The sequence below is a fragment of the Pseudoalteromonas sp. JC28 genome, from assembly GCF_013319255.1.
In the GTDB taxonomy this organism is placed as follows: Bacteria; Pseudomonadota; Gammaproteobacteria; order Enterobacterales; family Alteromonadaceae; genus Pseudoalteromonas.
In genome coordinates, this window is sequence record NZ_QOKX01000015.1 from 1 (window position 1) to 26,566 (window position 26,566).

Consider the following 26,566-nt stretch of genomic DNA (forward strand, 5'->3'; position numbering starts at 1 on the left):
ACGAACCGCTGGTGTTCGGGTTGTGATGCCAATTGCATTGCCCGGTAGCTACGTTCGGAACTGATAACCGCTGAAAGCATCTAAGCGGGAAGCAGGCCTCGAGATGAGTTCTCACTTTGACTTAGAGTCAACTGAAGGGCCGTTGAAGACTACAACGTTGATAGGCGAGATGTGGAAGTGCTGTGAGGCATTAAGCTAACTCGTACTAATTACCCGWGAGGCTTAACCATACAACGCCAAAGTGGTTTATAAGCGACAGAAGTTAATAGACTAAAGTAGACAAAAGAATTTAATAGCTTTTTCCAGATTTACATTGATGARGGAGACTTCATTGATGAACAGAATTTCCTGGTGACTATAGCGTTTTGGACCCACCTGACCCCATGCCGAACTCAGAAGTGAAACAAAACAGCGTCGATGATAGTGTGGATTACCCATGTGAAAGTAGAACATCGCCAGGGCCAAATAAGAGAAACCCGTTGCAGCAATGCGACGGGTTTTTTTGCTATTTGGGGTAAAGTACTTCCATGTAGCATCTCCCCTTCGCGCGTCCTTGCGCTCACTTCCTCGAACTGCGAAGCGGTGCTTCGGTTTCTCGTCACCCAAACTCAGAAGTGAAACAAAACAGCCGAAGGGTCGGCCCCGGTCAATGATAGTGTGGGATTTCCCATGTGACTCTCTATTTAAAAAATGAGAACATCCTACTTCGTAGCGAGCCAGGGCCAAATAAGAGGTTGATGAAAAGCGTTCATCCATGAACTTCATCGACATTCGAACATCCATGTACATCAAAACCCGTTGCAGAGATGCGACGGGTTTTTTGCTGTTTGGGGTATAGAAAATCTCGCGAGGTAAACTCGCTCCTACCACAGTATAGGCACAGTGCAACATGGTGGGAGGTGGTTTACCCGCCGAGGGATTGCAATGAAATTCCGAAAAACCTCGCGAGGTAAACTCGCTCCTACCATAGTATAGGCACAGTGCAACATGGTGGGAGGTGGTTTACCCGCCGATGGCTTGCAATGAAGTTCCAGCAAAAAACCATGTACATCAAAACCCGTTGCAGTAATGCGAAGGGTTTTTTGCTGTTTGGGATATAGAAAACCTCGCGAGATGAACTCGCTCCTACCACAGTATCAGCACAGTGCAAAATGGTAGGAGGTGATTTATCAGCCCTAAAACTTAATAATCCTTATTTCGTAGAGTCGTAGGTTATGCTCTGAAGCTTCTTGTTTAATGCTGATCTAATTAATGCTATCAATAAATACACTTAAAATATGGCGAAGAAAGAAACATTTGCGATTTTTTTTGAGCTGTATATACTTACAGTAAATAAACCACTGTATGGAATACCAGTTAATGCGTCCTCTAACAAAACGACAAGAACAAATCTTTGAATTAATAAAAGTATTCATAAAAGATACAGGCATGCCTCCAACTCGTGCTGAAATAGCTGATGCTTTGGGTTTTAAGAGTGCAAATGCAGCGGAAGAGCACCTGAAAGCGCTTGCGAAAAAGGGAGTTATCGAAATGGTCCCAGGCGCAAGCCGAGGGATTCGACTTGTAGAGGATGAATCAGAACAACTTGGTTTGCCTATTATTGGTCGTGTTGCTGCTGGTGAGCCTATTTTGGCAGAGCAACATGTAGAAAGCCACTGTAATGTAGATGCTAGTTTTTTTAAACCTAATGCTGATTACCTTTTGAGAGTTAATGGTATGAGCATGAAGGATATTGGTATTATAGATGGTGACCTATTGGCTGTTCACAGAACTCAAGTGGCAGAAAATGGGCAAGTGATAGTTGCTCGTGTAGAAGAAGATGTGACTGTTAAACGCCTTGAAAAGAAAGGAAAGAAAGTTTTTTTACATGCTGAGAATGAAGAATTTAAAGCGATTGAAGTAGATCTAGAACATCAAAATTTCTCCATTGAAGGGTTAGCTGTCGGTGTTATCCGAAGTGCAGACTGGATGTAGTTTATGAGAGCGAGCGTAGCGTTAAATATAAAGTTGCGCTTGCTTTAACTATATTTTGTTTAGAAAGTAATAATTAACTTTTCTAACTGTGTGAAAGTTAGATAATTATAGTGACTTTAATCATTTAGTAATATTTTTAGTTTTCTGATCTTTATACACTATTTTTCATCATTCTTCGTTTTACTCCCTATAGTCCCCAGTTTTGATTCTAAAGTCGGTCTTCTCGAAAATCTTGCAATTTGTTTGTTTTTTGACTAATTGGTTAATAGTCGTGCAGTAAGTCTATGTACAAATAGACAATATGACAGTCATCCAATAATAACAAGAGACAACCACGAGTTGTCTTGAAGGAGACGTCAAATGAAAATTTGTCGATTAGTTGTAGCATTCATCGCGGTGCTAATCGCCATGCCCTCACTTGCTAACAGCGCTTACAATATGAGGCAAGGTGTTACAGACATTAGTCATCAAGTGTATGAGCTTCACATGACCATATTTCTAATATGTTGTGTCATTGGAGTGATTGTATTTGGGATTATGTTTTGGGCGCTTATAAAACACAGAAAGTCAAAAGGCGTTGTTGCGGCGCAATTTCATGAAAGCACCAAAGTGGAAATACTTTGGACTGCAATTCCCTTCCTGATACTCATTGGTATGGCAATACCAGCCACAAAAACGCTTATTGCTATGGAAGACACGAGTAAAGCTGATCTGACCATTAAGGTCACAGGCTCTCAGTGGAAATGGCACTATGAGTATATGGGGCATGATGTTGAGTTCTATTCTTTGCTCTCTACTTCGAAAGATGAAATTAGTGATCTTAAAGAAAAAAATGAAAATTACCTGCTTGAAGTTGATAAGCATTTAGTTATTCCTACCGATAGGAAAGTCCGCTTTTTGATGACCTCGGATGATGTCATCCATTCTTGGTGGGTGCCTGATTTTGCGGTGAAGAAGGATGCCAATCCGGGATTTATAAATGAGGCATGGGCAAAGGTAAACGATGAGGGAATTTATAGAGGTCAATGTGCTGAATTATGTGGCAAAGATCATGGCTTTATGCCAATCGTCGTCGAGGCCGTAAGTCCTGATAAATTTGATAGTTGGCTTAACGATGCTAAAGCTGAAAAAGCAAAAGCAGAGGCGGAGTCACAGGCAGTTGCGCAACAAACTCTTTCGAAAGAAGAGTTAATGGAGGTTGGGGAACAAACTTACATGGCTTATTGCGCAGCTTGCCATCAACCAACTGGGCTTGGGCTACCAGGAGTCTTCCCTGCAATGAAAGGAAGTAAAGTCGTCACTGGAGATATTAAAGCTCATATAGATATTCTACTTTTAGGTCGCCCAGGAACTGCGATGCAATCTTTCGCAAAGCAATTAACAATTAAGCAGATCGCGGGGGTGATCACCTATAAAAGAAATAGCTGGGGTAATGACACTGGCGATGTTATTCAGCCAAGCCAAATACAGCGTGAGATAGATGCACTAGAGGAGGGTAAGTAATGAGTGCCATCGTAGACGAACATTCACACCATACAGCTCCCAAAGGCTTAAAGCGCTGGCTGTTTACCACCAATCATAAAGACATTGGAACACTGTATTTATTGTTCTCACTAACCATGTTTTTAATTGGCGGTGCTATGGCGATGGTGATCCGAGCCGAGCTTTTCCAACCTGGGTTACAGCTTGTAGATCCGCATTTTTTTAATCAAATGACGACAGTGCATGGACTAATAATGGTATTTGGCGCAGTAATGCCCGCATTTACAGGTCTTGCCAACTGGATGATCCCAATGATGATTGGTGCTCCTGATATGGCGTTACCGAGAATGAATAACTGGAGTTTTTGGATACTACCCTTTGCATTTGCAATTTTACTGATGTCGTTATTTTTGGAAGGCGGCGGGCCTGCTTTCGGTTGGACTTTTTATGCGCCACTATCTACAACGTACAGCAATGACAATACTGCATTTTTTGTTTTTGCTGTTCATATAATGGGCATTAGCTCTATTATGGGTGCCATCAACGTTATCGTGACCATCGTCAATCTTAGAGCTCCAGGTATGACATGGATGAAGTTGCCTTTATTTGTCTGGACTTGGCTGATAACTGCATTTCTTTTGATTGCAGTTATGCCCGTACTCGCTGGCGCTGTGACTATGGTGCTGACCGACAAGTTCTTTGGAACGAGCTTTTTTGATGCAGCAGGTGGTGGTGATCCTGTTATGTTCCAGCATATATTCTGGTTTTTTGGTCATCCTGAAGTGTACATCATGATATTACCTGCCTTCGGCATAATCTCTACGATAGTACCGACATTTTCAAGAAAGAAACTGTTTGGCTATGCATCAATGGTTTATGCAACCGCTTCAATTGCACTGCTGTCGTTCGTCGTTTGGGCTCATCATATGTTTACAACGGGTATGCCTTTAGCTGGTGAGTTGTTTTTTATGTATGCAACTATGCTCATTTCAGTGCCTACTGGCGTTAAGGTTTTTAATTGGGTAGCTACAATGTGGCGAGGTGCTATTAGTTTTGAGGTGCCGATGCTTTTTGCTATTGCATTCATCGTACTTTTCACAATTGGTGGATTTTCCGGTTTGATGTTAGCGATTACTCCCGCCGATTTCCAATATCACGATACCTACTTCGTTGTCGCGCATTTCCATTACGTGTTAGTTACGGGAGCTGTGTTCTCAATAATGGCCGCCGCATATTATTGGTTACCAAAGTGGACGGGGCACATGTTTGATATCAAATTGGCTAAATTTCACTTTTGGCTCTCCTTGGTTAGTGTGAACGTATTGTTCTTCCCAATGCACTTTGTTGGTCTTGCTGGCATGCCAAGGCGGATCCCTGACTATGCTCTACAGTTCGCTGATTTCAACGCGATCATTAGTATCGGAGGGTTTGCATTCGGTCTTTCTCAACTGTTGTTTGTTGCAGTGGTTTATAAATGTATAAAAGGTGGAGAGCAGGCCTCCGGGAAAGTATGGGATGGGGCAGAGGGATTAGAGTGGCAAGTACCATCTCCGGCTCCTTATCATACCTTTTCAACGCCACCGGAGATTAAGTAATGCAACATGGCCGCCTGCTTAAGAAGCTTATTTTGTTGACGCTAGGTATGTTTGCTTTTGCCTTTGCACTGGTTCCTCTATATGACGTTTTTTGTGATGTCACAGGCCTAAATGGTAAGCCATCCATGGAAATCGCAAAGCAGAGCGAGTCAATTGCACAAAGTCGACAAGTAGATGTGAGCTTCACAACGCATAGTCAAAGCCAGGCGCCATTTAAGGTCGATGCAGTCGAGCATTCGGTTAGTGTTCAACCCGGTAAGCTAACCGATGTCAAATTTATTGCAAAAAACTTGAGTGATAGTGAGCGTGTGTTGCAAGCGATCCCTTCAGTGTCCCCGGGGAAAGCTGCAAAGTATTTACACAAAATGGCCTGCTTTTGTTTTGATCAGCAATCAATGAAAGGCAAAGAAGAAGTTGAGTTTGTCTTGAGGTTTTATGTAGATACGGAGCTACCAAGTGATGTTGAGGAACTCACGCTTTCATATACGTTGTTTGATATTACAGAGCGAGTTAGCAAACAAGACAGTGATGGACTGAATATGCTAGTTGCTCGAGAGGAGTTCAAATATGAACCATGAACAAGAAAAATATTACGTGCCTGAGCAAAGTCCATGGCCAATCGTCGGGGCTTTTGCACTTTTCTTTATCGCTGTTGGCGCTGGCTTAACGATTATTCAACTTAAATCAACCAGTAATAGTGGAGTAATGCTACTGCTCGTGGGTATTGCTGTGCTGATCTATATGATTTTTGGTTGGTTCAGGAATGTGATCCAAGAATCTCAAAATGGGTTATATTCTGCCCAAATGGATCGTTCGTTCAAGCAAGGAATGGGATGGTTTATCTTTTCCGAGGTTATGTTTTTTGCTGCTTTTTTTGGTGCACTTTTCTATGCACGAATGATAGCTGTGCCGTGGTTAGGCGGTGCAAGTAATAATGCCAGTACCAATGAGGTTTTATGGCCTCAATTTGAAGCTGTATGGCCATTGCTCACAACTCCAGATGGAACTGTCACTCAAGCTATGGGTTGGCAGGGACTTCCACTGATCAATACGATTATTCTATTAGCATCATCAGTAACCCTTAGCTTTGCTCATGTAGCTTTAGAAAAAGAGCAACGGGCGAAAGTAAAGGCGTTCTTGGGATTAACAGTACTACTTGGCGTCGCATTCTTAACCTTGCAAGTGGAAGAGTATATTCACGCTTACCAAGATCTGGGGTTAACTCTCCAGTCGGGGGTTTACGGTAATACATTCTTTTTACTGACAGGATTTCATGGCTTTCATGTCACTCTTGGCGCGATTATTCTTTTCGTTATATGGATCAGGGTGTTGAAGGGCCACTTTACCGCTAAGAACCACTTTGCTTTTCAAGCTGGGGCTTGGTATTGGCATTTTGTTGATGTTGTTTGGTTGTGCCTGTTTGTATTTGTTTATGTGTTGTAACAACGGGTGAAGAGTGTAGTTTTATAAAGCCAAATTGAGCAGCAAGACAGATTAGAAGTACGACAGCTATTGATGCATAAACTCTTTGTTGCAATAGCCTCGCCATCGACTCTTGTTGCTCTGACTTGAGCATGACTAGCATAGCTCTAAATAGATTTAGAAAAACGAGTAGTAGCAGTACAACAATAATAATTTTAATCATAAGGGGTGTCCGATGGATTTAGGTGCACTTTTTAAAGGTAGATCAAAACCCCCCATATTGGCAGCATTAATAGTTGTTCTTTTATGTGGCTCGCTCTCTTATTGGCAGTGGCAAAGAGCACAGCAAAAACATGTGTTGCAGCATAAAGTTGAGATTGAAAAATCGCTAGGCGTAGCTAATGAGCAGCAAGTAACATCCCAGCAGCTAACGCAATATGTTAATGCTGAAGTGTCGATTACAGGGAATTTTGTAGGCGATGCGGTTTGGTATTTAGATAATCAAGTCGTGAAAGGCCGAGTCGGTTTTGATGTAATTGGCATTATTAAAATTTCCGAAACTGATGAGTATCTAGCTGTGAATTTGGGTTTTGTGCCACAGCAAGCTAGTCGCGTGCCTACCGTTTTCTCTCTTCCAAGTGGTACCGTTTCTCTACCTGTCTATATCAAATCTAGTGCTAGTAAGCGGTTCACCTTAGCTAAGTCTGCGGCAGAGGAGGCAACAAAACAATCTGTGATCCAATATATTGATGTTGATTACTTATCTGCGGAGTCAGGTAAACCTCTTTTACCTCTAATTGCCTACATGACTAAAAACAGATTTGCCGGGACTGAGCCCCATTATCAACCGGTAGTAATGTCACCGCAAAAACATGAAGCTTATGCTTTACAGTGGTTGCTTATTGCCTTGGCTGCGGTAGTAATTGGCTGGAAACTTTCAAAAAAGGAGAATAAAAATGTCTAAAAGTGCGGCATGGTTTATAGGGCTGTTCGTATTCCCCTTACTGTTGGCATTTGTTGCCCTGAAGGTCGGCTGGATACCACATAGCACGACTAATCACGGTGAATTTTTAAGCCAGGAGGTTCGCCAATCAGAGCTGGTTTTAGATACTGAGTGGAGTATCGTTTACCAGCGACCAAAACAGTGTAATAAGCAATGTTCTTTACTACTAGATAGCTTACCTAATTTGTATTTAGCGCTGGGGAAAAACCAACAGAAAGTATCGCTTGTGGTATTACAAGAGCGAAATGAAAAAGGTATTGAGTACGCTACTTCTTTGCCGATATACCTCAACCAGTTAGACGAAAATTATCTCTATTTGGTTGATAAAACAGGGTTATTTGTACTCAAGTATGCACCAGTAGCAAGCTTAGAAGAAATGCGAAATGTGCAAAAAGGGCTACTGAGTGATTTGAAGAAATTATTGAATTACTCTCGTTCAAGTTAGGAGGTAAATATGTCCAAGGTAAAAATAAAAATCGCAATATTTGCCTGTTTCGTCGCAATAACTGTAGTGACACTTGGCGCCTTCACACGTTTAAGTGATGCGGGACTTGGGTGTCCAGATTGGCCTGGGTGTTACGGCTTTTTAACAGTACCAAATGAGACTCATGAACTATCTGCGGCTAAAGACAATTTTCCACATTTAGAAGTGGAAGCAGAAAAAGCTTGGATTGAAATGATCCATCGCTATTTTGCCAGCTTCCTCGGGTTACTTATTTTGGCACTTGCATGCATAAGGCTGTTCAAAAAGCAAAATACAGAAAGCCCTAACCGTCACTACTATCTACTGCTATTGCTTGTGTTATTTCAAGGGGCACTCGGGATGTGGACCGTGACGATGAATTTACAGCCAGTCATTGTGATGGGTCATTTACTAGGTGGGTTTTGTATTCTTGCATTGCTGGTGTTACTGGTTCTAAGGCTGAAATACACCACTATTACTGCTAGTGTAACTAAGCCTACCTATCGCTTATGTTATGTGGCTCTTGGTGTGTTGATTATACAAATTGCGCTTGGTGGGTGGCTTGCCGCCAATTATGCTGCTCCACATTGTACAGGGTTGCCGCTATGTGACAATCTTCAGCTTTTCTCTTGGCAGAGCTTATTTACGCTTCCTGAAGCTTCAGCGACCTACGAGTTTGGAGTGTTACCGTTTGAATCTAGAGTATCTATTCACTTTATCCATCGGGTTTGGGCAGTTGTTACCGTTTTAACGCTACTTGCTGCATGTTGGCCACTCCTTAGAGCTGGTCAAAACCACTTACTCCGACATTCAGCGCTTGTCGTTTTAGCTTTAGTTTCTATACAAGTTTTGGTGGGGGGGGCAATCGTACACTTCCAATTTCCTCTGTTGTTGACCTTATTCCATAACTTCATGGCAGCAATGGTGTTATTAGCAATGGTGAAATTGTGTTTCTTTATCAGCTTGGCGCAAAAAGTAGGAGTAAAACATGCTTCAATTAACTAGTTTTTCAGAGCTTCAAAAAGCAACTACTTTATTCAAAGCCTACTTTGGCATGTGTAAGTTCAAAGTAGTATGTATGTTGGTTATTACTGCTTGGGTCGGGATGATGTTAGCACCACAAAGTGATAAAACATTATTGGCACAATTAATGAGTTTGTTTGGCATTGGTTTACTTTCGAGTAGTGCAGCAGCTGTAAATCATATCGTGGATAGAGAAATAGATAAAAAGATGGCGCGAACACGAAACCGACCGTTAGCGACAGACTCTGTTTCTGTATCATCAGCTTTAATCTTTGCGATAGGCCTCGCAATTTCTGGGTATGCTCTATTAACTATTTTCGCCAATCAGTTATGTGCGCTACTTACCTTAGCCGCGCTATTCGGTTATGCCGTGATTTATACGTTATTGTTAAAACGCGCAACACCTCAAAACATAGTAATTGGGGGGTTAGCAGGAGCGATGCCACCCCTGTTAGGTTGGGTCAGTGAGACTGGTCAGCTTGGTGCAGAGCCTTGGTTGTTAGTAATGATCATTTTTGCTTGGACACCTCCTCACTTTTGGGCATTAGCTATTGCTCGTAAACGAGACTACGAAAAAGCCGAAGTCCCCATGTTACCAGTAACGCATGGAAACGAATTTACAAAACTCTGTGTGCTATTTTATACCATCATTTTGACTTTAGTCTGTTTGCTCCCTTATCTAGTGGGAATGTCTGGTTGGATCTACTTGTTGGTCTCTGGTATGGCAAATGTCGCTTTTATTTACAAAGCGACAAAGCTTATGAGAACAAATAGTTTAGAGTATGCTATGAGGGTATTTTATTTCTCTATCTGGCATCTTTTGATAGTGTTCATTGCACTTTTTGTGGATAAAGCATTTATATGAAAAAATTTCTGTTAATTATCTCTATGTTAACTTTGTTTGGTTGTGGGCCTGCACCAGATGTGTCGGAAAAAGTGGTTTGGTACCCAAAGCCTAAGGACGTTAAAGCGTTTGAATTAAGGGATCAACACGGTGCGATAGTCTCAAACCAAGACTTTACCGATAAATGGAATTTGCTATTTTTGGGCTACACGAGTTGTCCCGACGTGTGTCCAATGACGCTGTTGAAATTAACTCACGTATATCAATCTGTAAAAAATAAAGGTGACTTACAAGTATGGTTTGTATCGGTCGATCCCAACCGAGATACTGAAGAAAAGCGTTTGGCCTACATCAAGCACTTTGATCCTGATTTTAAAGCGGTATCTGCCGAGCATTCTGCTTTATTTCCGTTTGTGAGAGATCTCGGTTTAATATACGCAATAAATCAGGAACAGACAGAAGAGTATTATGTTGATCATAGTGCGTCTGTAGCATTAATTAACCCAAAAGGTCAGCTTGAGGCTATTTTCAAACCTACACATACAGTGGGAGCGGTCCCTACAATCGATGACAAACTACTTCTTTCTGACCTTGAGAAGATCATCAATTAGTCTTATAGCGACACTGGTCGACCCTAGTGTCGCTGCACTATCTTACCTCTAACGCTTTAATTATTTGCGGATTTTTAATCAATCTTTGTGGCATTTTTACCATCACGGTCTAAGCTAATTTTATTACTCATTTTTACAAGGATAGTCTTCAGCTCATGTTGAAACTTCCACCTGAAATGGCGATTAACCATGTGGAAAGCCTGTACCATCAGATTTTCCAAGACTCTATGGAAACATCAGACATCACGATTGATATTAGTGAAGTGCAAAGAGCCGACACAGCATCTATACAACTGCTCTGTGCCGTGCAAAAACACTTGCTCTCGTTAGAACATAAAATTGTATGGCATGGTGAAAGTGACGCTTTAGCGCAGGCTGTCAATGAGTTGGGATTAACCCATTATTTATTCCATAGTATTGAAAATTAAGAGGTGAATATGAAAAAGATTTTAGCTGTGGATGATTCGGCGTCAATGCGCCAAATGGTTGGCTTTACTTTGAAAAAAGCAGGTTTTGATGTTACGGAAGCCAAAGATGGCAGTGAAGCGCTATCTATTGCCAAGCAACAAGGGTTCGATGCCGTGATCTCTGATGTAAACATGCCTGTAATGGATGGGATCACACTTATTAAAGAGCTGCGTAGCCTACCCAACTATAAGTTCACCCCTTTACTAATGCTGACCACCGAGTCGGGGTTAGATAAAAAAACAGAAGGTAAAGCGGCGGGAGCAACTGGTTGGATAGTGAAGCCATTCAACCCTGAACAACTACTAGCGGTATTGAAAAAAGTCATAAGATAGATACAGAGAGGCGTCGATATGAGTATTGATTTAAGCCAATTTTTTGATGTCTTTTTTGAAGAAAGCTTTGAAGGCCTAGACATAATGGAAGCTGAGCTGCTGAATTTACAGCCAGGCCATGAAGACTCAGAAACGATCAATACTATATTTCGCGCAGCACACAGCATCAAAGGTGGCAGTGGAACATTTGGTTTTACTTCTGTCGCTAACTTCACGCATGTGTTGGAAACCTTACTCGATCAAATCAGGGATGGGCGTCGACAGTTGACCGCTGAACATGTCAATTTGCTGCTCCAATCCGTTGATTGTTTAAGGGCCTTACTAACCGCATTACAAGCCGAAGAAGAGCCAGATCTTTCCAATGCGAATGAGTTGAAAGTTAAATTTGAAGAGATTTTAGGTGGTAAAGAGAGTGTTAGCTCAGATACTGCCGATAGCATACCTCAAGGGCAAGAATCTCAAACCTATCAAATAGACTTTAAACCGCTCCCCCACTTGTTTAAAACCGGTAACGAACCGCTCTATATGTTAAGTGAGCTATCAGAATTGGGGGATTTAGAAACTCATGCGTTTTGTGATGCAATACCTGAAATTGATGACTTCAATCCAGAGGATTGCTACCTCAGTTGGCGGTTATACTTAACAACCAGTCATCCAGAGTCGGCGATTAAAGAAGTATTTGAGTGGGTTGAGGATGATGCTGAAATTTCTATTACCTTATGTGGTGGTTTATTTGAAGATGATGTGAGTGTCTCCACAACGCCAGAACCAGAGAGTGAGAAGAAAGAAGCGTCGAGCAACGACACTCAAAATATTGATGTACCAAAAACATCCTCAGCGACAGCGACAAAGGCTAAGCCTGAGGCTAGCAAGAAATCAGCAGAATCGACTTCGATCCGTGTTGGGATTGATAAAGTTGATTCGCTTATCAATATGGTAGGGGAGTTGGTTATTACCCAAGCTATGTTGACTCAATTAGGCGAGCAAGAACCGACCGAAAATACGCTTGCTGCGATGCAAGAAGGCCTCGCTCAATTAGCCCATAATACGCGAGATTTACAAGAAAATGTAATGCGGATCAGGATGTTACCTATTAGTTTTGTCTTCAGCCGATTTCCTCGTTTAGTAAGAGACACATCACAGAAGTTGAACAAACAGGTTGAGCTAAAACTGCTAGGAGAGCAAACAGAATTAGATAAAACCGTGATGGAAAAAATTTCCGATCCTATGGTTCATTTAGTAAGAAACTCTTTGGATCACGGCTTAGAAACACCGGAAGACAGAATAAAAGCCGGAAAAGATCCTGTGGGTACGGTGACACTGAATGCTTTCCACCAAGGTGGAAATATTGTGATTGAAATCATGGATGATGGCAGAGGCTTGAATACCGAAAAAATAAAAAGTAAAGCAATTGCCAATGGCCTAATTCAAGCAACTGATGAGCTGACTATTGAAGAGGTTAATGAACTTATTTTTAGGCCTGGGTTTTCAACAGCCGATGAAGTGAGTGATATCTCTGGTCGCGGCGTGGGTATGGACGTTGTTCGAAGAAATATTCAAGCATTAAACGGCAGCGTTGAAGTAACTTCAGCAAAAGGGGTTGGCTCAACGTTTACAATTAGATTGCCATTAACGCTGGCCATTCTTGATGGTCAACTGGTTAAAGTTGCAAAGCATACCTACATCATTCCACTTATTTCTATTGTTGAGTCTTTACAAATAGATATTAAAAAAGTGAGCAAAGTAGGTAATGGCTTAGAGGTGCTACGGTTACGAGATGAATACATACCAATACTAAGGCTATATCAATTATTTAATCATGGTGGTGCAATAGAAGAGTTGGATAAAACACTGTTAGTGGTTGTTGAGAGTGATAATCACAAAGTGGGGTTGTTGGTAGATGATTTACTGGCGCAACAACAGGTCGTTATTAAAAGTCTCGAAGCGAATTATCAGAAAGTAAATGGGATCTCAGGGGCGACAATTTTAGGTGATGGCAGAGTCTCTTTAATTGTTGATATTAGTGGTCTTATCAAGCTAAGTGGCTTAAAGCGTCCAGGAACTCAAGAATTATTAGTAGAACAAGAGTTAGATGAGGTGGTGTCATGATCACTGAAAAAGCCTCGATTAATGAACAAGTCATGCTTGCAGACAGAGATGACGATACACAATTTCTCACCTTTATGATGGCGGGCGAAGAGTATGGCATGGATATTCTGGCCGTACAGGAAATCAGAGGGTGGGAAGAAGTCACTGCAATTCCAAATGCTCCTAAGTATGTGAACGGTGCGATTAATTTACGTGGCACGATAGTACCAATCATAGATTTAAGGATTCGATTCGGCTTACCGCAAATCGAATATGGAGCTCTAACTGTGGTTATCGTTGTCTCCGTTGTAATAAAAGAGGCAACAAAAATTATGGGGTTAGTTGTTGATGCTGTTTCTGACGTATACAGCATCAACGAAGAAACAGCGAAGGATGTTCCAGATTTTCAAGACTCGGAAAATAGTCAATTTGTACAGGGACTTGTAAATGTTGGTGAAAAAATGGTCGTACTTTTAAATTTGAAGAAGATATTAGATCTTGAAGTCAAGCAGAATGAGCAATTGGTTGTCGGGGGATAACATGAGCGATCAAGCATTAGCAAGTCAACTCAACAATAGGGTTCTGATTGCGGGTGCCATAATATTTGTGGGCTTGGCAATTAGTGTTCAAATGTTGAATATTAATATGTCTACACAAGCCTATGTGGCGATGGTTATAGCAGCTGTCAGTGTGGTGCTGGCAATTTTACTACTTAAGCAAAGCGCAAACATTCTGCTTTCTAAGTTACAAGATGTTGAGGAAATTGTTCCCGCGATAGAGAGTAAAGATGCTAGTTTACTCAATGCAAGTAATGCGTCACGTCAATCATCTTTATACAAAGCGGTTGCTAATTTATTAAATGGTGACGCAGTAGATAGTCAAGATCATAGCCATAGTTTGTTGCTAGCTTTAAAGGTCTGTCAGGCCAATGTTATGCTTGCAGATGCTTCTCTCAATATTGTGTATTTGAACGATTCCGTAACCAGCATGCTGCGTAAAAATCAGGCTAAGTTACAGCAAGAATTGCCTGGCTTTAATGTTGATAATTTGATTGGTGCAAACATTGATACATTTCATAAAAACCCCAGCCATCAGAGAGGCATCCTAGCTAATTTGACCCGTCCATATGTCACACAAATCAAAGTGGCAGGTTTGACCTTTGATCTTATTGCCACGCCTGTTTTCGATGATGAAGGGCAAAGGATCGCGACTTTAGTTGAGTGGAAAGACCTTACAAGAGAATTAGCGCTAGAGAAAAAGCAGGCGGACTTGGCGAGTCACAATGCTCGTATATCGAGCGCGCTGGACGTTTGTCAGGCAAACGTAATGCTAGCGGACGAAGGGTTGAATATTATTTATGTTAATGATTCGGTTGTGCGAATGTTGAGAGACAATCAAACGCAGCTTAGAAAATCATTACCGAACTTTGATGTGGATACGCTTGTAGGGCAATGTATTGATGTGTTTCATGCGAACCCTAGCCATCAAAGAAATCTGCTTGAGAAACTGAGTGATGTATACAGTACAGATATCAAAGTTGCTGGCTTCACCTTTGGTTTAATTGCGACTCCGGTGTTTGATGAAGAGAAAAAGCGGATTGGTACCGTTGTAGAGTGGGACGACAAAACAGAGCGTTTAGTTCGTGAAGAAGAAGAGAAAACTGCCGCAGCTGAAAACTTACGCGTCCGAAGAGCATTAGACAACGTTTCAACGAATACGATGATAGCAAATGAGCAGTTTGAGATCGTTTACTTGAATCGCGCAGTGAAAGATATGATGAGAAATGCTGAGAGCGACCTAAGGCGTGACCTGCCTAATTTTGACAGTAACCATCTTATGGGGGCGAATATTGATGTATTCCACCGCAACCCAAGTCATCAACGCAGTATGCTTTCTCGGCTCGAAACTGAGTATAAAACGGAAATCGTTGTCGGCGGAAGAACCTTTGGTCTAGTCGCCAATCCGATATTTGATGGCAATAATGAACGCGTGGGCACCGTTGTCGAATGGGAAGATAGAACCAAAGAAGTTACGATTGAGAAAGAGGTGAATGGCCTCGTTCAGTCGGCTAACGCTGGTAACCTTAGTGTTCGTTTATCAGAAGATGGGAAAGATGGCTTCTATTTAAGACTAACCAAAGGGTTAAATAGTTTAGTGTCTACTGTCGATGAGACTGTTACAGACATGGGGGATATGTTAGACGCATTGGCGACTGGTAATTTGACTAGGCGTATTGAAGGCGATTATCGCGGGGCTTATGAAAAGCTCAAAAAAGACGCAAACACCACTGCTGAGAAGTTAACCGAAATGCTTGGTCGCATACGTACATCTGCAAATCTAGTTGCCAGTGGTGCAGATGAAATATCTCAAGGAAACGCAGATTTGAGTCAGCGGACCGAGGAGCAAGCTTCCTCGCTAGAAGAAACTGCTTCTAGCATGGAAGAAATGACGAGCACAGTTAGACAAAATGCAGATAACGCGAAAGTAGCTAATGAGTTGGCTGAAGATACTTGTGACAAGGCGACCAAAGGCGGTGAAGTAGTCACACGCGCAGTTGAAAGCATGTCTGAAATTAATGATTCAAGTAAGAAAATTGCTGACATTATAGGTGTTATTGATGAAATTGCTTTCCAGACAAACCTATTGGCATTAAATGCAGCCGTTGAAGCAGCTCGGGCTGGAGAGCAAGGTCGAGGATTTGCTGTGGTTGCTGGTGAAGTTCGTAATCTAGCTCAGCGTTCTGCCGCAGCAGCTAAAGAAATTAAGGACCTGATCAGAGACAGTGTAAGTAAGGTTGAAGATGGTACGTTACTGGTTAATGAGTCAGGTGAAACACTAAAAGAAATAGTTGAGTCCGTTAAGCGGGTGACAAACATGATTTCTGACATTGCTGAAGCGTCGATTGAGCAGAGTTCAGGTATTGAGCAGGTTAATAAAGCAGTGTCACAAATGGATGAAATGACGCAGCAAAATGCTGCCTTAGTTGAAGAAGCGTCAGCCGCAGGGGAGTCGATGGCTGAGCAAGCAAATGATATGAGAAGATTATTAAACTTCTTCACTCTTGATGAATCTTCACACCGTAGCTTAGAAATATCTGAGTCACCGAAGAACTATAAAGCGCCAGAAAAACAATTACCAAAACGGACAATGAATTCCAATAAGCCCCCGCAGCAAAACACGAGAAGTAATCAGTTTGCTGATGACTCGGAAGAGTGGGAAGAGTTTTAGGGTTTGGTAATAGACCAATTCCTTAGTGGGGTTGGCTGAAGGAATACGACGATGCGAGAGTTTCTGTTGACCGATAAGGATTTCTCCGAAATTTCGGCTCGGGTCTATGACACATGCGGCATAGTACTCGGGCCGCATAAAAGGGAAATGGTTTACTCAAGGTTGGCAAGGCGCATAAGAGCCAACGGGCTAAAATCATTTGAGGCGTATTTGTCTTTTTTGGAAGAAAATCAAGATGTTGAGTTTAGCCATTTTATTAATGCAATAACAACTAACTTAACTTCTTTCTTTCGAGAAAATCATCACTTCGAGTTCTTAACGAAAAGAATAGTTCCTGAAATTATTGCCAGGCACAAACACGACAGAAGAGTCCGAATCTGGTCTGCTGGATGCTCTACAGGTGAAGAGCCTTATAGTATCGCGATGACCATTGCGAATGCTTTTCCAAGTGGTTGGGACGTCAAAGTGCTAGCAACAGATCTAGATTCCAACGTCTTGGGCAAAGCGAGTCTCGGAGAATATACGGCAAATAACGTCACGGGTTTAGATGAAGATAAGCTCAAAAAATGGTTTCTTAGAAGTGCAGATGGAGCAATGTATAAAGTGAAGCCTAAATTGCAATCTTTCATCCATTTTAAACGACTTAATCTTCTAGAGCCATGGCCAATGAAAGGACCCTTTGATGTTATTTTCTGTCGTAATGTTTTGATTTATTTTGATAAAGAAACCAAAGATAAGTTGTTTGAGCAATATCATGACATGTTAGCTCCCAATGGTTACTTACTTATCGGGCACTCCGAGACGATGGGAAAAGAGCATCTGGAATTTAAAAATCTAGGTAAAACCATTTATCAAAAAGGCCAGTTGAATGAGAGAGTTTAGACCTGTTCTCAGAGGATTCGAACATGTAAAACGCTTCTGGGATTCAGGACGTTCTAAAGTCGTTGCAAAAGTACTACCTGGGGAGTTTTATGTATCTAAGCAGGACGAATTGATTTCGACGGTATTAGGGTCTTGTATTGCAGCTTGCGTATATGACGAGAAATTGGGGATAGGTGGTATGAATCACTTTATGTTACCCGGAGCGAAAGCGCTACGAGAAGTGCATGCGGATGACCTAAATTGTCGTTATGGTAACTGGGCGATGGAGTATCTGATAAATGAAGTACTCAAAAATGGGGCGTCTAGAAGCAATTTAAAAATCAAACTTTTTGGCGGTGGAAAAATTATTAGCGCAATGACTGATATTGGGGAAGGGAACATCAGGTTTGCTCAAGCCTATGTGGAAGAGGAAAGTTTGAATTTAATTTCACAGGATGTAGGTGGCCCCTGGCCAAGAAAAGTTATCTTTCATCCTCAAAGTGGCAAAGCGCAAGTGAAAAAGTTACGAACCATGCACAATAACACAATTGAACAACGTGAAGTGCGTTACTTACATGACATTGAGGCTCAAGACAATAAAACGGATATTGAGCTATTTTAGGTGTGAAATATGATCAAAGTTCTGATTGTTGACGACTCGCCGTTAATTCGTGGGTTGTTAAAAGAAATACTAGGTCAGGCGGATGGTATTAAAGTCGTTGGCACCGCGGAAGACCCTTATGAAGCTAGAGAGCTCATTAAATCTACTTCGCCTGACGTATTAACTTTGGATATAGAAATGCCAAAAATGAATGGCATTAATTTTCTTAAAAACTTAATGCGTTTAAGGCCTATGCCTGTTGTGATGATCTCTACGTTGACCCAAGAGGGCTCACCCGCCACGATAGAAGCACTAGAGTTAGGTGCAGTTGATTTTATTTCTAAGCCCACCAGCAATGTTGCTGATACCTTAATGTCTTATTCCGATTTACTGGTTAAGAAGATTAGAGTCGCGGCTGGTGCAAGAGTGAGGGCTTTTAAAGCACCAAAACAGGAAAGCGAATTAGAAATTGGCCGTAATTATACATTTTCGCGTAATACTATTTTAGCCATAGGCGCCTCAACTGGAGGAACTGAAGCTATCAGAGAAGTACTTATGCGATTACCAACACACGCGCCTCCCGTTGTTATCACCCAACATATCCCACCGGTTTTTAGCACCTCATTCGCGCAAAGAATGGATCGCACCTGTGCGGTATCAGTCAAAGAAGCGGAAGATGGTGATGCTTTATTACCTGGTCATGTATTCATAGCACCGGGAGACAAACATCTCAAGGTAGCACACACTGCAACCGGATATGTCTGCCGATTAGATGATACTGAGCCTGTTAATCGTCATAAACCGTCAGTTGAAGTGTTATTTAACTCCCTTGTGCCAATGGGGAAGCATGTTTGTGCTGCTATGCTCACGGGAATGGGTAGTGATGGAGCAAAAGCAATGCTAGCTTTGAAAGTCGCTGGTGCCAAGACGTTTGCACAAGATGAACTAAGCTGTGTAGTATGGGGAATGCCTAGAGCAGCGTACGAGCTTGGTGCAGTGCAAAGTCTGGTACCTTTGAGTAAAGTGACCGAAACCATGTTGAGCGCGGTTAAAAAGTAAGGGTAAGAGCTAATTTGTTCCTACCCAAAGCTGTTATTTTTCAATAACCCAAGGTTGTGAAAACCAATAATATCGTCCTGTGTCTTTGATTGAAGGCGCAGTACAGTTATATCGTGACCGTCCTATGGATAGTGCTTTCGGGGTTTGGATACGTACGCTGGTTTCTGTTAGCCACGTCAGCTCAGCTTGCCCAACACCTGAAACGTAGCATGCAAATTGACTCTGATGAAAATCCTTATTGTTAAAATGCAACGTGATTGCTGGGGATTTATTGTTCGTGACGCTATCAAGGTAATCTAATTTTTGTAGAGAGAACGCTTTGGTCTCGAGCTTAGTTTTTAATGTTTCTAAGTTGCTGTAGTTTCCCGATGCGGGAAAGCGAGCGATACGTGTAAAATCTGAAGAAATACCAACCGCACCAGAGTGTTGCCCAATACCAATAAGTCCAAGCTCTGCTACTAGCTTTTGTAATTCATGATTAAATTCGCCGTACGGGTATGCGAGGTAGGGGTAATCGTGGCCAATTTCTTCTTTAATTCGCTGTTGTGACCATGTGATATCGTGCTCAACACGCGCACGCCACTGTGCCACTGTTTCATTTTTTAGTTTGAGATGGAGGTAATCGTGCTTAGCACTATGATTTGCGATAATAGCCCCGCGTTTTGCTAATGCCCTCAGTTCATCCCACGTCATGACATAGCTTTTCTTTTCGTCAATAAGTTGAGGGTTGACGAAAATCGTATAGGGAAAGCCAAAAGATTCCAGGATCGGGGCCGCCGCAGTGATATTGTTTTCATAGCCATCATCAAAGGTGATAGCCAACGTTTTTTCTGGTAGAGACTTACCCGACTTCAGGCTATCTAACAAATGTGGTAAAGGTATCACCGAAAAACCATGTTCTTTAATGTGGTTAAGATGAGATTTAAAGGTTTCTTCACTCACGCTGGTGACCGCTGGGAGTTTCTCACTCACGTGATGATACTGTAAGATAACCGCACTCCAACTATTTGCTGAAAATAGGGCCAAACCAAAAATAATATGTTGTATCAATTTCTTAAATGCCATAAAGCGCAACATCTGAGCCTCTTACTACTTGCAGGTCCGATGATACTATCAAATATTACGGTGCCACTGTTAGGATTAGTCGATACGGCAGTAATTGGTCATATGGGGGATGCGCATTTTTTGGCTGGGATTGCGCTTGGCTCTAGCGCTATCTCGGTACTATTTTGGCTTGCAAGTTTTCTGCGAATGAGTACAACAGGAGTGATCGCTCAATCAAGCGGCCAGCAAGACCATGACAAGCTAACACGTTCACTATATACCAGTATGCTCATTGCGCTGCTCTTCGCCATGAGTTTGATTGTGTTATCTCCTCTGCTGATCCAAGTTATTGCTCAGCTTTCAAATGCTTCTAGTGAAGTATTTGAGCAAGCAAAATTATATTTTCAAATCCGTGTATTTAGTGCGCCTGCAGCAATGTTAAACCTTGTGCTGCTGGGCTTTATGCTTGGGATGCATTACGGGCGAGGGCCATTCTATCTGGTGTTGTTCACAAACATAGTGAATATAGCTTTGGACATTTTATTTGTTGTCGGATTTGAGTGGGGAGTAGCAGGCGCAGCTTGGGCTTCACTGATTGCAGACTATTCGGCATTAGGCTTATCCTTGTTTTTGAGCGCATTGGTCGCAAAGCGTCACGGTATTACGTTGAAATTCACTCTACCAAAGCGCGCACAGTGGTTCAGTTTACTCACCTTGAATCGTGATATTTTTATTCGTTCCTTGATCTTACAACTCTGCTTTAGTTTCATGACTTTCTATGGCGCAAGGCTTGGTGAGATCACACTAGCGGCCAACGCTGTCTTACTGAATTTTTTGATGTTAGTCAGCTTTGCGATGGACGGTATTGCTTATGCTGCGGAGGCTAAGGTCGGCAGAGCAAAAGGACAAAGCTCGTTAGGACAATTGCAATTATGGGTAAAAGTAAGCCTGTTTTGGGGGGCTGCATTTGCGCTTTTATACAGCGCTATTTTTTATCTAGCTGGTGGCTGGATCATTAGTTTATTAACCAATATCCCCGAAGTAATAACGTTGGCAGGTACTTACTTACCTTGGTTGGTGCTATTACCTTTGATTGCTATGAGTTGCTTTTTGTTTGACGGCATCTTTGTGGGGCTTACTCGTGCTAAAGAAATGCGAAACAGCATGTTAGTTTCTGCGGTATTCGGTTTCTTCTTGCCGTTTTTAATTGCATTGCCACTCGGTAATCATGCGCTCTGGCTTGCGATGAGTTGTTTTATGGGGTTGCGTGGATTGACTTTGGCATATAAATACCATCAGCTCTCTCGAGAAGCTGCTTTACTCGAATAATGGAGCTGCGTTAAGCAAATGGGTCGTTATCTTTTAGGGCTTGGCGGCGTTTTTCTCTGGCTTCTATCACTTGAGAAAAGCGGTTAGCAAAAATACCAATATAACCGTAAAAGGCACAGCACAAACCAGGAAGTAAAAGCACTAAACCTGCGATTTGAAAGCGATGATCTTGATAATAACCCAGTGCTATAAAAGCACCCGCGAGTAACACAATAACAAGGCCAAAAAGGAAAAATTTGAGGCTTCGCTTAGGGTGAGACCCTAAGCGATAAATGAGGGTTTTGCTCATTAATAGTAAGAGTGTTCGCCACGCGCGTGCTCTGTGATGTCACGTACGCCATTGATTTCTTCAAACTTAGCGATCATCTCTTTTTCGATGCCCTCTTTCAATGTGACATCAATCATTGAGCAGCCGTTACAACCACCGCCGAATTGAAGTACTGCAATACCATCTGCGGTAATTTCTACTAGGCTAACTTGACCACCATGATTGGCCAACTGTGGATTTACTTCTGTCACAAGCATGTGCTCTACGCGTTCAGCTAGGCTCGCATCGTCACGTAATCGTTTAGCTTTGGCATTTGGTGCCTTAAGCGTTAACTGACTCCCCATTTTATCGGTAACGAAATCGATATCGGCTTCTTCTAAAAATGGTGCACTTTCTTCATCAACGATGGCTTCAAAACCATTAAACGGTAAGCGGATATCGCTTTGTTCAACGGCATCTGCTGGGCAATATGACACGCCACACTCAGCTTGAGAGGTGCCTGGATTAACCACGAAAACCCTAATATTGGTGCCTTCAGCCTGATCGGCTAATAGTTTCGCGAAATGGCTTTGGGCAGAATCTGAAATATGGATCATAATTCGCTCTATACTTGACTAAATTACTCGGTTAATACGTATCATACTCTCCTCGTCGTGTTGTCGCTAGTGTTCGGCGTAAAAATTTGGCAATCGGCGGTGTGCTTGTTAGCTTGAAAAGTAATCGGAATTAAAGGACATTATCATGCGGTTAATAAGCTGTATTATCGTGCTGTTGAGCTTTAGCTTGCAGGCCAAGCCCATTGCCTATTATTTTGGCGATGAAGTAAAATTTGATCCCACAATAACTACGCCAAAACAAGCATTTGGATATGAAGTTGGGCAGTGGCATTTGCGCCACGATCAAATCGTTAATTATCTACATACCCTTGCAAGCGAAAGTCCAAGACTGAGTGTCGAAACAATCGGGTTTAGCCATGAGCGACGTCCTTTGTTACTCCTAAAAGCGAGCTCGCCACAAAACCAACAAAACTTGGCGCGTATTCAGCAAGATCATATTGCTTCATTGAGCAGTAGCCAAAGCCGTTCAGACCAGCCAGTTGTGATGTGGATGGGCTATAGCGTGCACGGTAATGAGTCTTCAGGAAGCAATGCCGCGGTACTCATGGCATATTATTTAGCTGCGGCGCAGGGCGAGTCTGTTACGCAGCTCCTTGATAATGCGGTGATATTGTTAGATCCAGCTTTGAACCCTGATGGCTTATCACGTTTTGCTACATGGGCAAACGCCAATAAGAGCATGTCTCTATCAACCGATCCTGCACATCGTGAGCATAATGAGTCTTGGCCTTCTAGTCGCACTAACCATTATTGGTTTGACCTCAATCGTGACTGGTTACTACTACAACATCCTGAGTCAAAAGCACGGATCAAAGCGTTCCATCGTTGGAAACCAAACGTACTGACCGATTTTCATGAAATGGGACCAAATAGTACGTATTTTTTCCAACCAGGGATCCCATCAAGAACTCACCCAATTACCCCATTACAAAACGTAGCGCTAACCAACGAGATTGGTAAGTTTCATGCCAAAGCTCTTGATGCGCAAGGGGAGTTATATTTTACTCAAGAGAGTTTTGATGACTTTTATTATGGCAAAGGTTCTACGTACCCCGACGTAAATGGTGCGGTTGGCATTTTATTCGAACAAGCTAGTAGTAGAGGGCATGCACAAGAAACTCAGTATGGCGTGTTGAGTTTTCCTGAAACGATTAAAAATCAAGTCACGACGAGTCTCTCGACATTCCAAGCCAGCATAACGCATCGACGCGCTTTACTTGATTATCAGCAGCAGTTTTATCAACAAGCGAACGAGCTTGCGAGTAAAGATGAAATTAACGGTTACGTTGTTGCTCGCGGCAAAGATAACTACCGTTTTCAAGCGTTTGTGGATTTATTGAAACAGCATCAGATAGAGGTGAAATACCTCTCAAAAGCCAAAGAAGTTGATAACACCGAATATCAGCAAGGGGATTTATACATTCCACTAGCTCAGCCGCAATATCGCTTGATAAAAGCACTATTTAGCACACAGACGCATTTTAAGGACAACACGTTCTACGATGTTTCAGGTTGGACGATGTCGTATGCTTATGATTTAGATTTTGCCGCAGTAAAAAGTGGCTGGGGTTTAAAGCTTCAAGGTGAATCGAGCACTGACTCAAATATATTGGCTCCCGTTGCAGGAAGTTATGCTTACACCATAGAATGGCACCATTATCTGGCGCCACAATTAGCAAATCGACTCTTACAGGCAGGAGTGAAAGTAGCAGCTGCAATGTCACCATTTTCAGCATCAACAACCTCAGGCTCTCATGACTTCCAGGCCGGTACATTGGTGATAGCAAGTGGTATTCAACAGCAAGCGGACTGGTTTACTGAGCTTGAAACAATCGCCAGAGAGCTTTCACTTCCAGTCTATAGTGTGACTACAGGCATGACACAAAGTGGCGTCGATTTTGGGTCAAGACAAATGCTGCAGCTGCAAAAGCCAGAAGTCTTCATCATAGGTGGTGCGGGTGTAAGTCAATATGAAGCGGGTGAGCTTTGGTATCATTTGGATAGGCATTTAAAACTAGCCCCGTCGATTGTGGAAAAGCAGCATATCGAGAAACTCGATCTTACACGCTACACCCATATTTTATTGGCTGATGGTAAGTATGGAGATTTAAGTGACAAGAGCAAAGCCAAGCTCTTGAGTTGGGTTGCTAAAGGCGGTGTGATTTGGGGGCAAAAGCGTGGTGCACAGTGGCTAATCGAACAGCAACTACTAGACGCTAAAATGGTTTCAAGCAAAGAAATGCGAGCCCAGTTTGACAGCAAAAATCTCACCTTTGCAGATCAAGATAGCCTTTCGGCAAAGCAGCGGATTGCCGGCGCGATTTTTGATGCGCGTTTGGATTTAAGTCATCCCTTGTCTTTTGGCTTCGAGAACCGGGAATTACCTGTCTTTAAAAATAGTACTTGGGTGATGCATCGTAATAATAGGCCATTTATCGAGTCGTTAACGTACACTCAAAAGCCTTTATTGGCAGGGTATACTGATAATATCAACGTTGAGCAGATCGCAGGTTCCTCTGTCTTGATTGCGTCAAAGTCTGGACGTGGGGTGGCTGTTGGAATGACTGACAACCCGGTATTTCGTGGCTTTTGGTTCGGTTCTAGCCGGCTGCTAAATAACGCGTTGTTCTTTGCACACGGCATAAGATAAAGTCCAGAATATTTAGCAAGTTGATTGGTATCTGTTCTAGCTATATCAATTAAATAATACGCTTTTAAGCGTCGAATGGTGTGAGGCTGATAGCCATCGCCCACACCATTTTTGCCCCATTTTGTTTACACACTTTTGCCGCTGCATTCATGGTCGCGCCCGTTGTGATCACATCCTCAAGTAATACGATATTTTTTCCTTCAACAGGTTGGCTGAGCACAAAGGCATTGTTTAAGTTACGTTTTCGTTTAGCCTTGGTCAGCTCAGATTGCGGCTTGGTGTGCTTTGTTCTTTTGAGTATTTTTTGGGTGAGTGGTAGCCCTTGCCAAATTTGCTCAACTTGATTGTAACCTCGTCGGATTAAACGTCTTCGGTGTAATGGCAAACAACAAACAAGGTCTACGGGGAAAGCATCTTCTTCACTGAAACGCTGCCATAGCGCCTGAGCTAGCAGGTTTAAGGCACATTGATAGGCTTTGCTATGGTTAAACTTTACTCCTTGCAACCATGTGTTTATAGGCGTGCGGTACCAACTCGCCACAGATAACCCATCACAGTCTTCAAGGCTAACCATGCGTTGGATATTGGGGTAATTAAGTAGATTAATCTCTTGATCCATAAAGTCTAAGCAGGCTTGTAAGCAGTGTGGACAAAGCAAGGTTTCTGTTGTGCGTTGTTCACAGCATACACAAGGCTGACACCACTTTTTAGGTAATAACCGATTAAGTTGGATCATTGCTTTCCATCCCGGGTTAGCTATCATGGCGTCAAGTTTGGTATAGAGAACAGATAAATGCAAAATGAAGTTGTGTTGCTCCATGGTTGGGGGATGAACAAAGCGGTGTGGCAGTTATGCGAGGAAGCTTTAGCACCTGCAACACTAATTAAAGCGGTCAATCTTCCTGGATTTGGTGGTACACCAAGCGCTGAGGGCGATTATTCTCTTGAGCGTAACGCTTTACTTATTGCTGAGCAGCTGATGCCACAAAGCGTGTTGATAGGCTGGTCTTTGGGGGGCTTATTTGCATTGTATTTAGCTGCTCATTTTCCAGACAAAGTTAGCAAGGTTATTTTGGTCGCTTCAACGCCATTTTTTTGTGAGCAAGCAGATTGGCCCGGAATAGCCCCTAAGGTGCTAAACAACTTTGAGACTCAACTGCAAACCAATAGCGCAAAGACGATAGAAAGGTTTTTAGCGATTCAAGCGATGGGCAGTGAACATGCCAGAGAAGACATCAAACAACTCAAAGCGCTACTAGGCACACTGCCGGAAGCGGAGGCGAAAGCACTAGCTGGTGGGTTGGAGATATTGAAATCGCAGGACTTACGAGATGAATTTTCACGGCTGCAACTCCCCACAATAGGCATCTTCGGCCGTTTAGATTCTCTTGTTCCACAAGCGGCTGTAGAGAAAATGCAGGTACTCAATCCAAATTTTAAGGCTCATACGCTTGCAAAGGCCTCTCATGCGCCTTTTATCTCTCATAAAGAAGCCTTTTTATCACTCCTTAAATCAATTGTTTAAATATTTGGAGTAATAAAGCGGCAAAAAATTGCCGCTTTTACTTTTCTTTGTTGATATTTTGCGCAATAATTAGTCAGTA

General features: G+C 42.4%; 26 protein-coding genes and 2 rRNA genes. 23 read left to right on the top strand and 5 right to left on the bottom strand.

All coding sequences use genetic code 11. The annotated features are described in order from the left end of the window. The 7 genes from DS891_RS23100 to DS891_RS23130 all read left to right on the top strand — a co-directional run. Positions 1-230 (top strand): 23S ribosomal RNA (locus tag DS891_RS23100); the annotation flags it as partial. A 117-nt stretch (positions 231-347) separates the two neighbouring features. Further along, positions 348-461 (top strand): 5S ribosomal RNA (rrf, locus tag DS891_RS23105). Between the two features lie 898 nt (positions 462-1,359). Next, positions 1,360-1,974, top strand: coding sequence for a transcriptional repressor LexA (gene lexA, locus DS891_RS23110; protein WP_102057673.1), 615 nt, complete (start codon positions 1,360-1,362; stop codon positions 1,972-1,974). Between the two features lie 360 nt (positions 1,975-2,334). Continuing rightward, positions 2,335-3,477 (top strand): cytochrome c oxidase subunit II, encoded by a 1,143-nt coding sequence (gene coxB / locus DS891_RS23115; RefSeq protein WP_010604340.1) that lies wholly within the window; start codon positions 2,335-2,337, stop codon positions 3,475-3,477. Further along, a complete protein-coding gene (gene ctaD / locus DS891_RS23120) occupies positions 3,477-5,051 on the top strand; it encodes a cytochrome c oxidase subunit I (protein ID WP_102057672.1) in 1,575 nt (524 codons plus the stop codon). Before coxB ends, ctaD begins: the two co-directional genes overlap by 1 nt. Further along, entirely contained in the window at positions 5,051-5,629 is a 579-nt protein-coding gene (locus DS891_RS23125; RefSeq protein ID WP_102057671.1) for a cytochrome c oxidase assembly protein, read from the top strand. The genes ctaD and DS891_RS23125 overlap by 1 nt, the downstream gene beginning before the upstream one ends. Next, positions 5,619-6,494 (top strand): cytochrome c oxidase subunit 3, encoded by an 876-nt coding sequence (locus DS891_RS23130; RefSeq protein WP_102057670.1) that lies wholly within the window; start codon positions 5,619-5,621, stop codon positions 6,492-6,494. The genes DS891_RS23125 and DS891_RS23130 overlap by 11 nt, the downstream gene beginning before the upstream one ends. Here the strand turns inward: DS891_RS23130 and DS891_RS24880 are convergent. Next, positions 6,400-6,696, bottom strand: a complete 297-nt coding sequence (locus DS891_RS24880) for a DUF2909 family protein (protein ID WP_081489941.1) — start codon at positions 6,694-6,696, stop codon at positions 6,400-6,402. The genes DS891_RS23130 and DS891_RS24880 overlap by 95 nt on opposite strands. A 12-nt stretch (positions 6,697-6,708) precedes the next feature. Between DS891_RS24880 and DS891_RS23140 the strand changes: the two genes are divergently transcribed. The 13 genes from DS891_RS23140 (at position 6,709) to DS891_RS23200 (ending at position 19,054) form a co-directional block, all read left to right on the top strand. Further along, positions 6,709-7,437, top strand: coding sequence for an SURF1 family protein (locus DS891_RS23140; RefSeq protein ID WP_010604343.1), 729 nt, complete (start codon positions 6,709-6,711; stop codon positions 7,435-7,437). After that, positions 7,430-7,921 carry a transmembrane cytochrome oxidase associated protein gene (locus DS891_RS23145; protein WP_102057668.1) on the top strand — a complete coding sequence of 164 codons (492 nt, stop codon included), beginning with the start codon at positions 7,430-7,432 and terminating at the stop codon, positions 7,919-7,921. The genes DS891_RS23140 and DS891_RS23145 overlap by 8 nt, the downstream gene beginning before the upstream one ends. A 9-nt stretch (positions 7,922-7,930) precedes the next feature. After that, a complete protein-coding gene (locus tag DS891_RS23150; RefSeq protein WP_174171046.1) occupies positions 7,931-8,944 on the top strand; it encodes a heme A synthase in 1,014 nt (337 codons plus the stop codon). Continuing rightward, complete coding sequence (cyoE, locus tag DS891_RS23155) at positions 8,928-9,827, top strand: heme o synthase (protein ID WP_029215745.1); 900 nt, start codon at positions 8,928-8,930, stop codon at positions 9,825-9,827. Before DS891_RS23150 ends, cyoE begins: the two co-directional genes overlap by 17 nt. Beyond that, positions 9,824-10,417: an SCO family protein gene (locus tag DS891_RS23160; protein ID WP_174171047.1), complete on the top strand. Its 594-nt coding sequence runs from the start codon at positions 9,824-9,826 to the stop codon at positions 10,415-10,417. Before cyoE ends, DS891_RS23160 begins: the two co-directional genes overlap by 4 nt. Before the next feature lie 155 nt (positions 10,418-10,572). Continuing rightward, a complete protein-coding gene (locus tag DS891_RS23165; RefSeq protein WP_010604348.1) occupies positions 10,573-10,845 on the top strand; it encodes an STAS domain-containing protein in 273 nt (90 codons plus the stop codon). 9 nt (positions 10,846-10,854) lie between these two features. After that, positions 10,855-11,217: a response regulator gene (locus DS891_RS23170; RefSeq protein ID WP_010378447.1), complete on the top strand. Its 363-nt coding sequence runs from the start codon at positions 10,855-10,857 to the stop codon at positions 11,215-11,217. A gap of 18 nt (positions 11,218-11,235) precedes the next feature. Then, on the top strand, positions 11,236-13,326 hold the full coding sequence (locus tag DS891_RS23175; RefSeq protein WP_010604349.1) for a chemotaxis protein CheA: 2,091 nt from the start codon (positions 11,236-11,238) through the stop codon (positions 13,324-13,326). Then, positions 13,323-13,844 (top strand): chemotaxis protein CheW, encoded by a 522-nt coding sequence (locus DS891_RS23180; RefSeq protein ID WP_010604350.1) that lies wholly within the window; start codon positions 13,323-13,325, stop codon positions 13,842-13,844. Before DS891_RS23175 ends, DS891_RS23180 begins: the two co-directional genes overlap by 4 nt. A gap of 1 nt (position 13,845) precedes the next feature. Then, positions 13,846-16,533, top strand: a complete 2,688-nt coding sequence (locus DS891_RS23185; protein ID WP_174171048.1) for a methyl-accepting chemotaxis protein — start codon at positions 13,846-13,848, stop codon at positions 16,531-16,533. Between the two features lie 51 nt (positions 16,534-16,584). After that, a complete protein-coding gene (locus tag DS891_RS23190; RefSeq protein WP_174171049.1) occupies positions 16,585-17,415 on the top strand; it encodes a protein-glutamate O-methyltransferase CheR in 831 nt (276 codons plus the stop codon). Further along, the gene (gene cheD, locus DS891_RS23195) at positions 17,402-18,016 is read left to right on the top strand and encodes a chemoreceptor glutamine deamidase CheD (RefSeq protein WP_010604353.1); all 615 of its coding nucleotides are present in this window, start codon (positions 17,402-17,404) and stop codon (positions 18,014-18,016) included. Before DS891_RS23190 ends, cheD begins: the two co-directional genes overlap by 14 nt. Before the next feature lie 9 nt (positions 18,017-18,025). Continuing rightward, a complete protein-coding gene (locus tag DS891_RS23200; protein ID WP_174171050.1) occupies positions 18,026-19,054 on the top strand; it encodes a chemotaxis response regulator protein-glutamate methylesterase in 1,029 nt (342 codons plus the stop codon). Positions 19,055-19,087: 33 nt separating this feature from the next. On the opposite strand, the gene DS891_RS23205 is transcribed toward DS891_RS23200, so the two are convergent. Further along, a complete protein-coding gene (locus tag DS891_RS23205; protein WP_174171051.1) occupies positions 19,088-20,131 on the bottom strand; it encodes a polysaccharide deacetylase family protein in 1,044 nt (347 codons plus the stop codon). Between DS891_RS23205 and dinF the strand changes: the two genes are divergently transcribed. After that, positions 20,096-21,427, top strand: a complete 1,332-nt coding sequence (gene dinF, locus DS891_RS23210; protein ID WP_174171063.1) for an MATE family efflux transporter DinF — start codon at positions 20,096-20,098, stop codon at positions 21,425-21,427. The genes DS891_RS23205 and dinF overlap by 36 nt on opposite strands. 10 nt (positions 21,428-21,437) lie before the next feature. Here the strand turns inward: dinF and DS891_RS23215 are convergent, their stop codons facing one another. Both DS891_RS23215 and nfuA read right to left on the bottom strand, forming a co-directional pair. Further along, positions 21,438-21,716, bottom strand: coding sequence for a hypothetical protein (locus DS891_RS23215; RefSeq protein ID WP_174171052.1), 279 nt, complete (start codon positions 21,714-21,716; stop codon positions 21,438-21,440). Then, positions 21,716-22,291 (bottom strand): Fe-S biogenesis protein NfuA, encoded by a 576-nt coding sequence (gene nfuA, locus DS891_RS23220; RefSeq protein ID WP_010378467.1) that lies wholly within the window; start codon positions 22,289-22,291, stop codon positions 21,716-21,718. The genes DS891_RS23215 and nfuA overlap by 1 nt, the downstream gene beginning before the upstream one ends. Positions 22,292-22,436: 145 nt before the next feature. Here nfuA and DS891_RS23225 point away from each other — a divergent pair, with 145 nt between their 5' ends. After that, positions 22,437-24,962, top strand: a complete 2,526-nt coding sequence (locus tag DS891_RS23225) for a M14 metallopeptidase family protein (RefSeq protein ID WP_174171053.1) — start codon at positions 22,437-22,439, stop codon at positions 24,960-24,962. Positions 24,963-25,026: 64 nt separating this feature from the next. Here DS891_RS23225 and DS891_RS23230 read toward each other — a convergent pair whose 3' ends face one another. After that, entirely contained in the window at positions 25,027-25,698 is a 672-nt protein-coding gene (locus tag DS891_RS23230; protein ID WP_174171054.1) for a ComF family protein, read from the bottom strand. Between the two features lie 57 nt (positions 25,699-25,755). Here DS891_RS23230 and bioH point away from each other — a divergent pair, with 57 nt between their 5' ends. Further along, positions 25,756-26,487, top strand: coding sequence for a pimeloyl-ACP methyl ester esterase BioH (bioH, locus tag DS891_RS23235; RefSeq protein WP_174171055.1), 732 nt, complete (start codon positions 25,756-25,758; stop codon positions 26,485-26,487). The last annotated feature ends 79 nt before the right edge of the window (positions 26,488-26,566 follow it).

Coding starts and splice junctions, on each gene's coding strand:
- lexA (WP_102057673.1), top strand. CDS start 1,360: ATGCGTCCTCTAACAAAACGACAAGAACAAATCTTTGAATTAATAAAA.
- coxB (WP_010604340.1), top strand. CDS start 2,335: ATGAAAATTTGTCGATTAGTTGTAGCATTCATCGCGGTGCTAATCGCC.
- ctaD (WP_102057672.1), top strand. CDS start 3,477: ATGAGTGCCATCGTAGACGAACATTCACACCATACAGCTCCCAAAGGC.
- DS891_RS23125 (WP_102057671.1), top strand. CDS start 5,051: ATGCAACATGGCCGCCTGCTTAAGAAGCTTATTTTGTTGACGCTAGGT.
- DS891_RS23130 (WP_102057670.1), top strand. CDS start 5,619: ATGAACCATGAACAAGAAAAATATTACGTGCCTGAGCAAAGTCCATGG.
- DS891_RS24880 (WP_081489941.1), bottom strand. CDS start 6,696: ATGATTAAAATTATTATTGTTGTACTGCTACTACTCGTTTTTCTAAAT.
- DS891_RS23140 (WP_010604343.1), top strand. CDS start 6,709: ATGGATTTAGGTGCACTTTTTAAAGGTAGATCAAAACCCCCCATATTG.
- DS891_RS23145 (WP_102057668.1), top strand. CDS start 7,430: ATGTCTAAAAGTGCGGCATGGTTTATAGGGCTGTTCGTATTCCCCTTA.
- DS891_RS23150 (WP_174171046.1), top strand. CDS start 7,931: ATGTCCAAGGTAAAAATAAAAATCGCAATATTTGCCTGTTTCGTCGCA.
- cyoE (WP_029215745.1), top strand. CDS start 8,928: ATGCTTCAATTAACTAGTTTTTCAGAGCTTCAAAAAGCAACTACTTTA.
- DS891_RS23160 (WP_174171047.1), top strand. CDS start 9,824: ATGAAAAAATTTCTGTTAATTATCTCTATGTTAACTTTGTTTGGTTGT.
- DS891_RS23165 (WP_010604348.1), top strand. CDS start 10,573: ATGTTGAAACTTCCACCTGAAATGGCGATTAACCATGTGGAAAGCCTG.
- DS891_RS23170 (WP_010378447.1), top strand. CDS start 10,855: ATGAAAAAGATTTTAGCTGTGGATGATTCGGCGTCAATGCGCCAAATG.
- DS891_RS23175 (WP_010604349.1), top strand. CDS start 11,236: ATGAGTATTGATTTAAGCCAATTTTTTGATGTCTTTTTTGAAGAAAGC.
- DS891_RS23180 (WP_010604350.1), top strand. CDS start 13,323: ATGATCACTGAAAAAGCCTCGATTAATGAACAAGTCATGCTTGCAGAC.
- DS891_RS23185 (WP_174171048.1), top strand. CDS start 13,846: ATGAGCGATCAAGCATTAGCAAGTCAACTCAACAATAGGGTTCTGATT.
- DS891_RS23190 (WP_174171049.1), top strand. CDS start 16,585: ATGCGAGAGTTTCTGTTGACCGATAAGGATTTCTCCGAAATTTCGGCT.
- cheD (WP_010604353.1), top strand. CDS start 17,402: ATGAGAGAGTTTAGACCTGTTCTCAGAGGATTCGAACATGTAAAACGC.
- DS891_RS23200 (WP_174171050.1), top strand. CDS start 18,026: ATGATCAAAGTTCTGATTGTTGACGACTCGCCGTTAATTCGTGGGTTG.
- DS891_RS23205 (WP_174171051.1), bottom strand. CDS start 20,131: ATGTTGCGCTTTATGGCATTTAAGAAATTGATACAACATATTATTTTT.
- DS891_RS23215 (WP_174171052.1), bottom strand. CDS start 21,716: ATGAGCAAAACCCTCATTTATCGCTTAGGGTCTCACCCTAAGCGAAGC.
- nfuA (WP_010378467.1), bottom strand. CDS start 22,291: ATGATCCATATTTCAGATTCTGCCCAAAGCCATTTCGCGAAACTATTA.
- DS891_RS23225 (WP_174171053.1), top strand. CDS start 22,437: ATGCGGTTAATAAGCTGTATTATCGTGCTGTTGAGCTTTAGCTTGCAG.
- DS891_RS23230 (WP_174171054.1), bottom strand. CDS start 25,698: ATGATCCAACTTAATCGGTTATTACCTAAAAAGTGGTGTCAGCCTTGT.
- bioH (WP_174171055.1), top strand. CDS start 25,756: ATGCAAAATGAAGTTGTGTTGCTCCATGGTTGGGGGATGAACAAAGCG.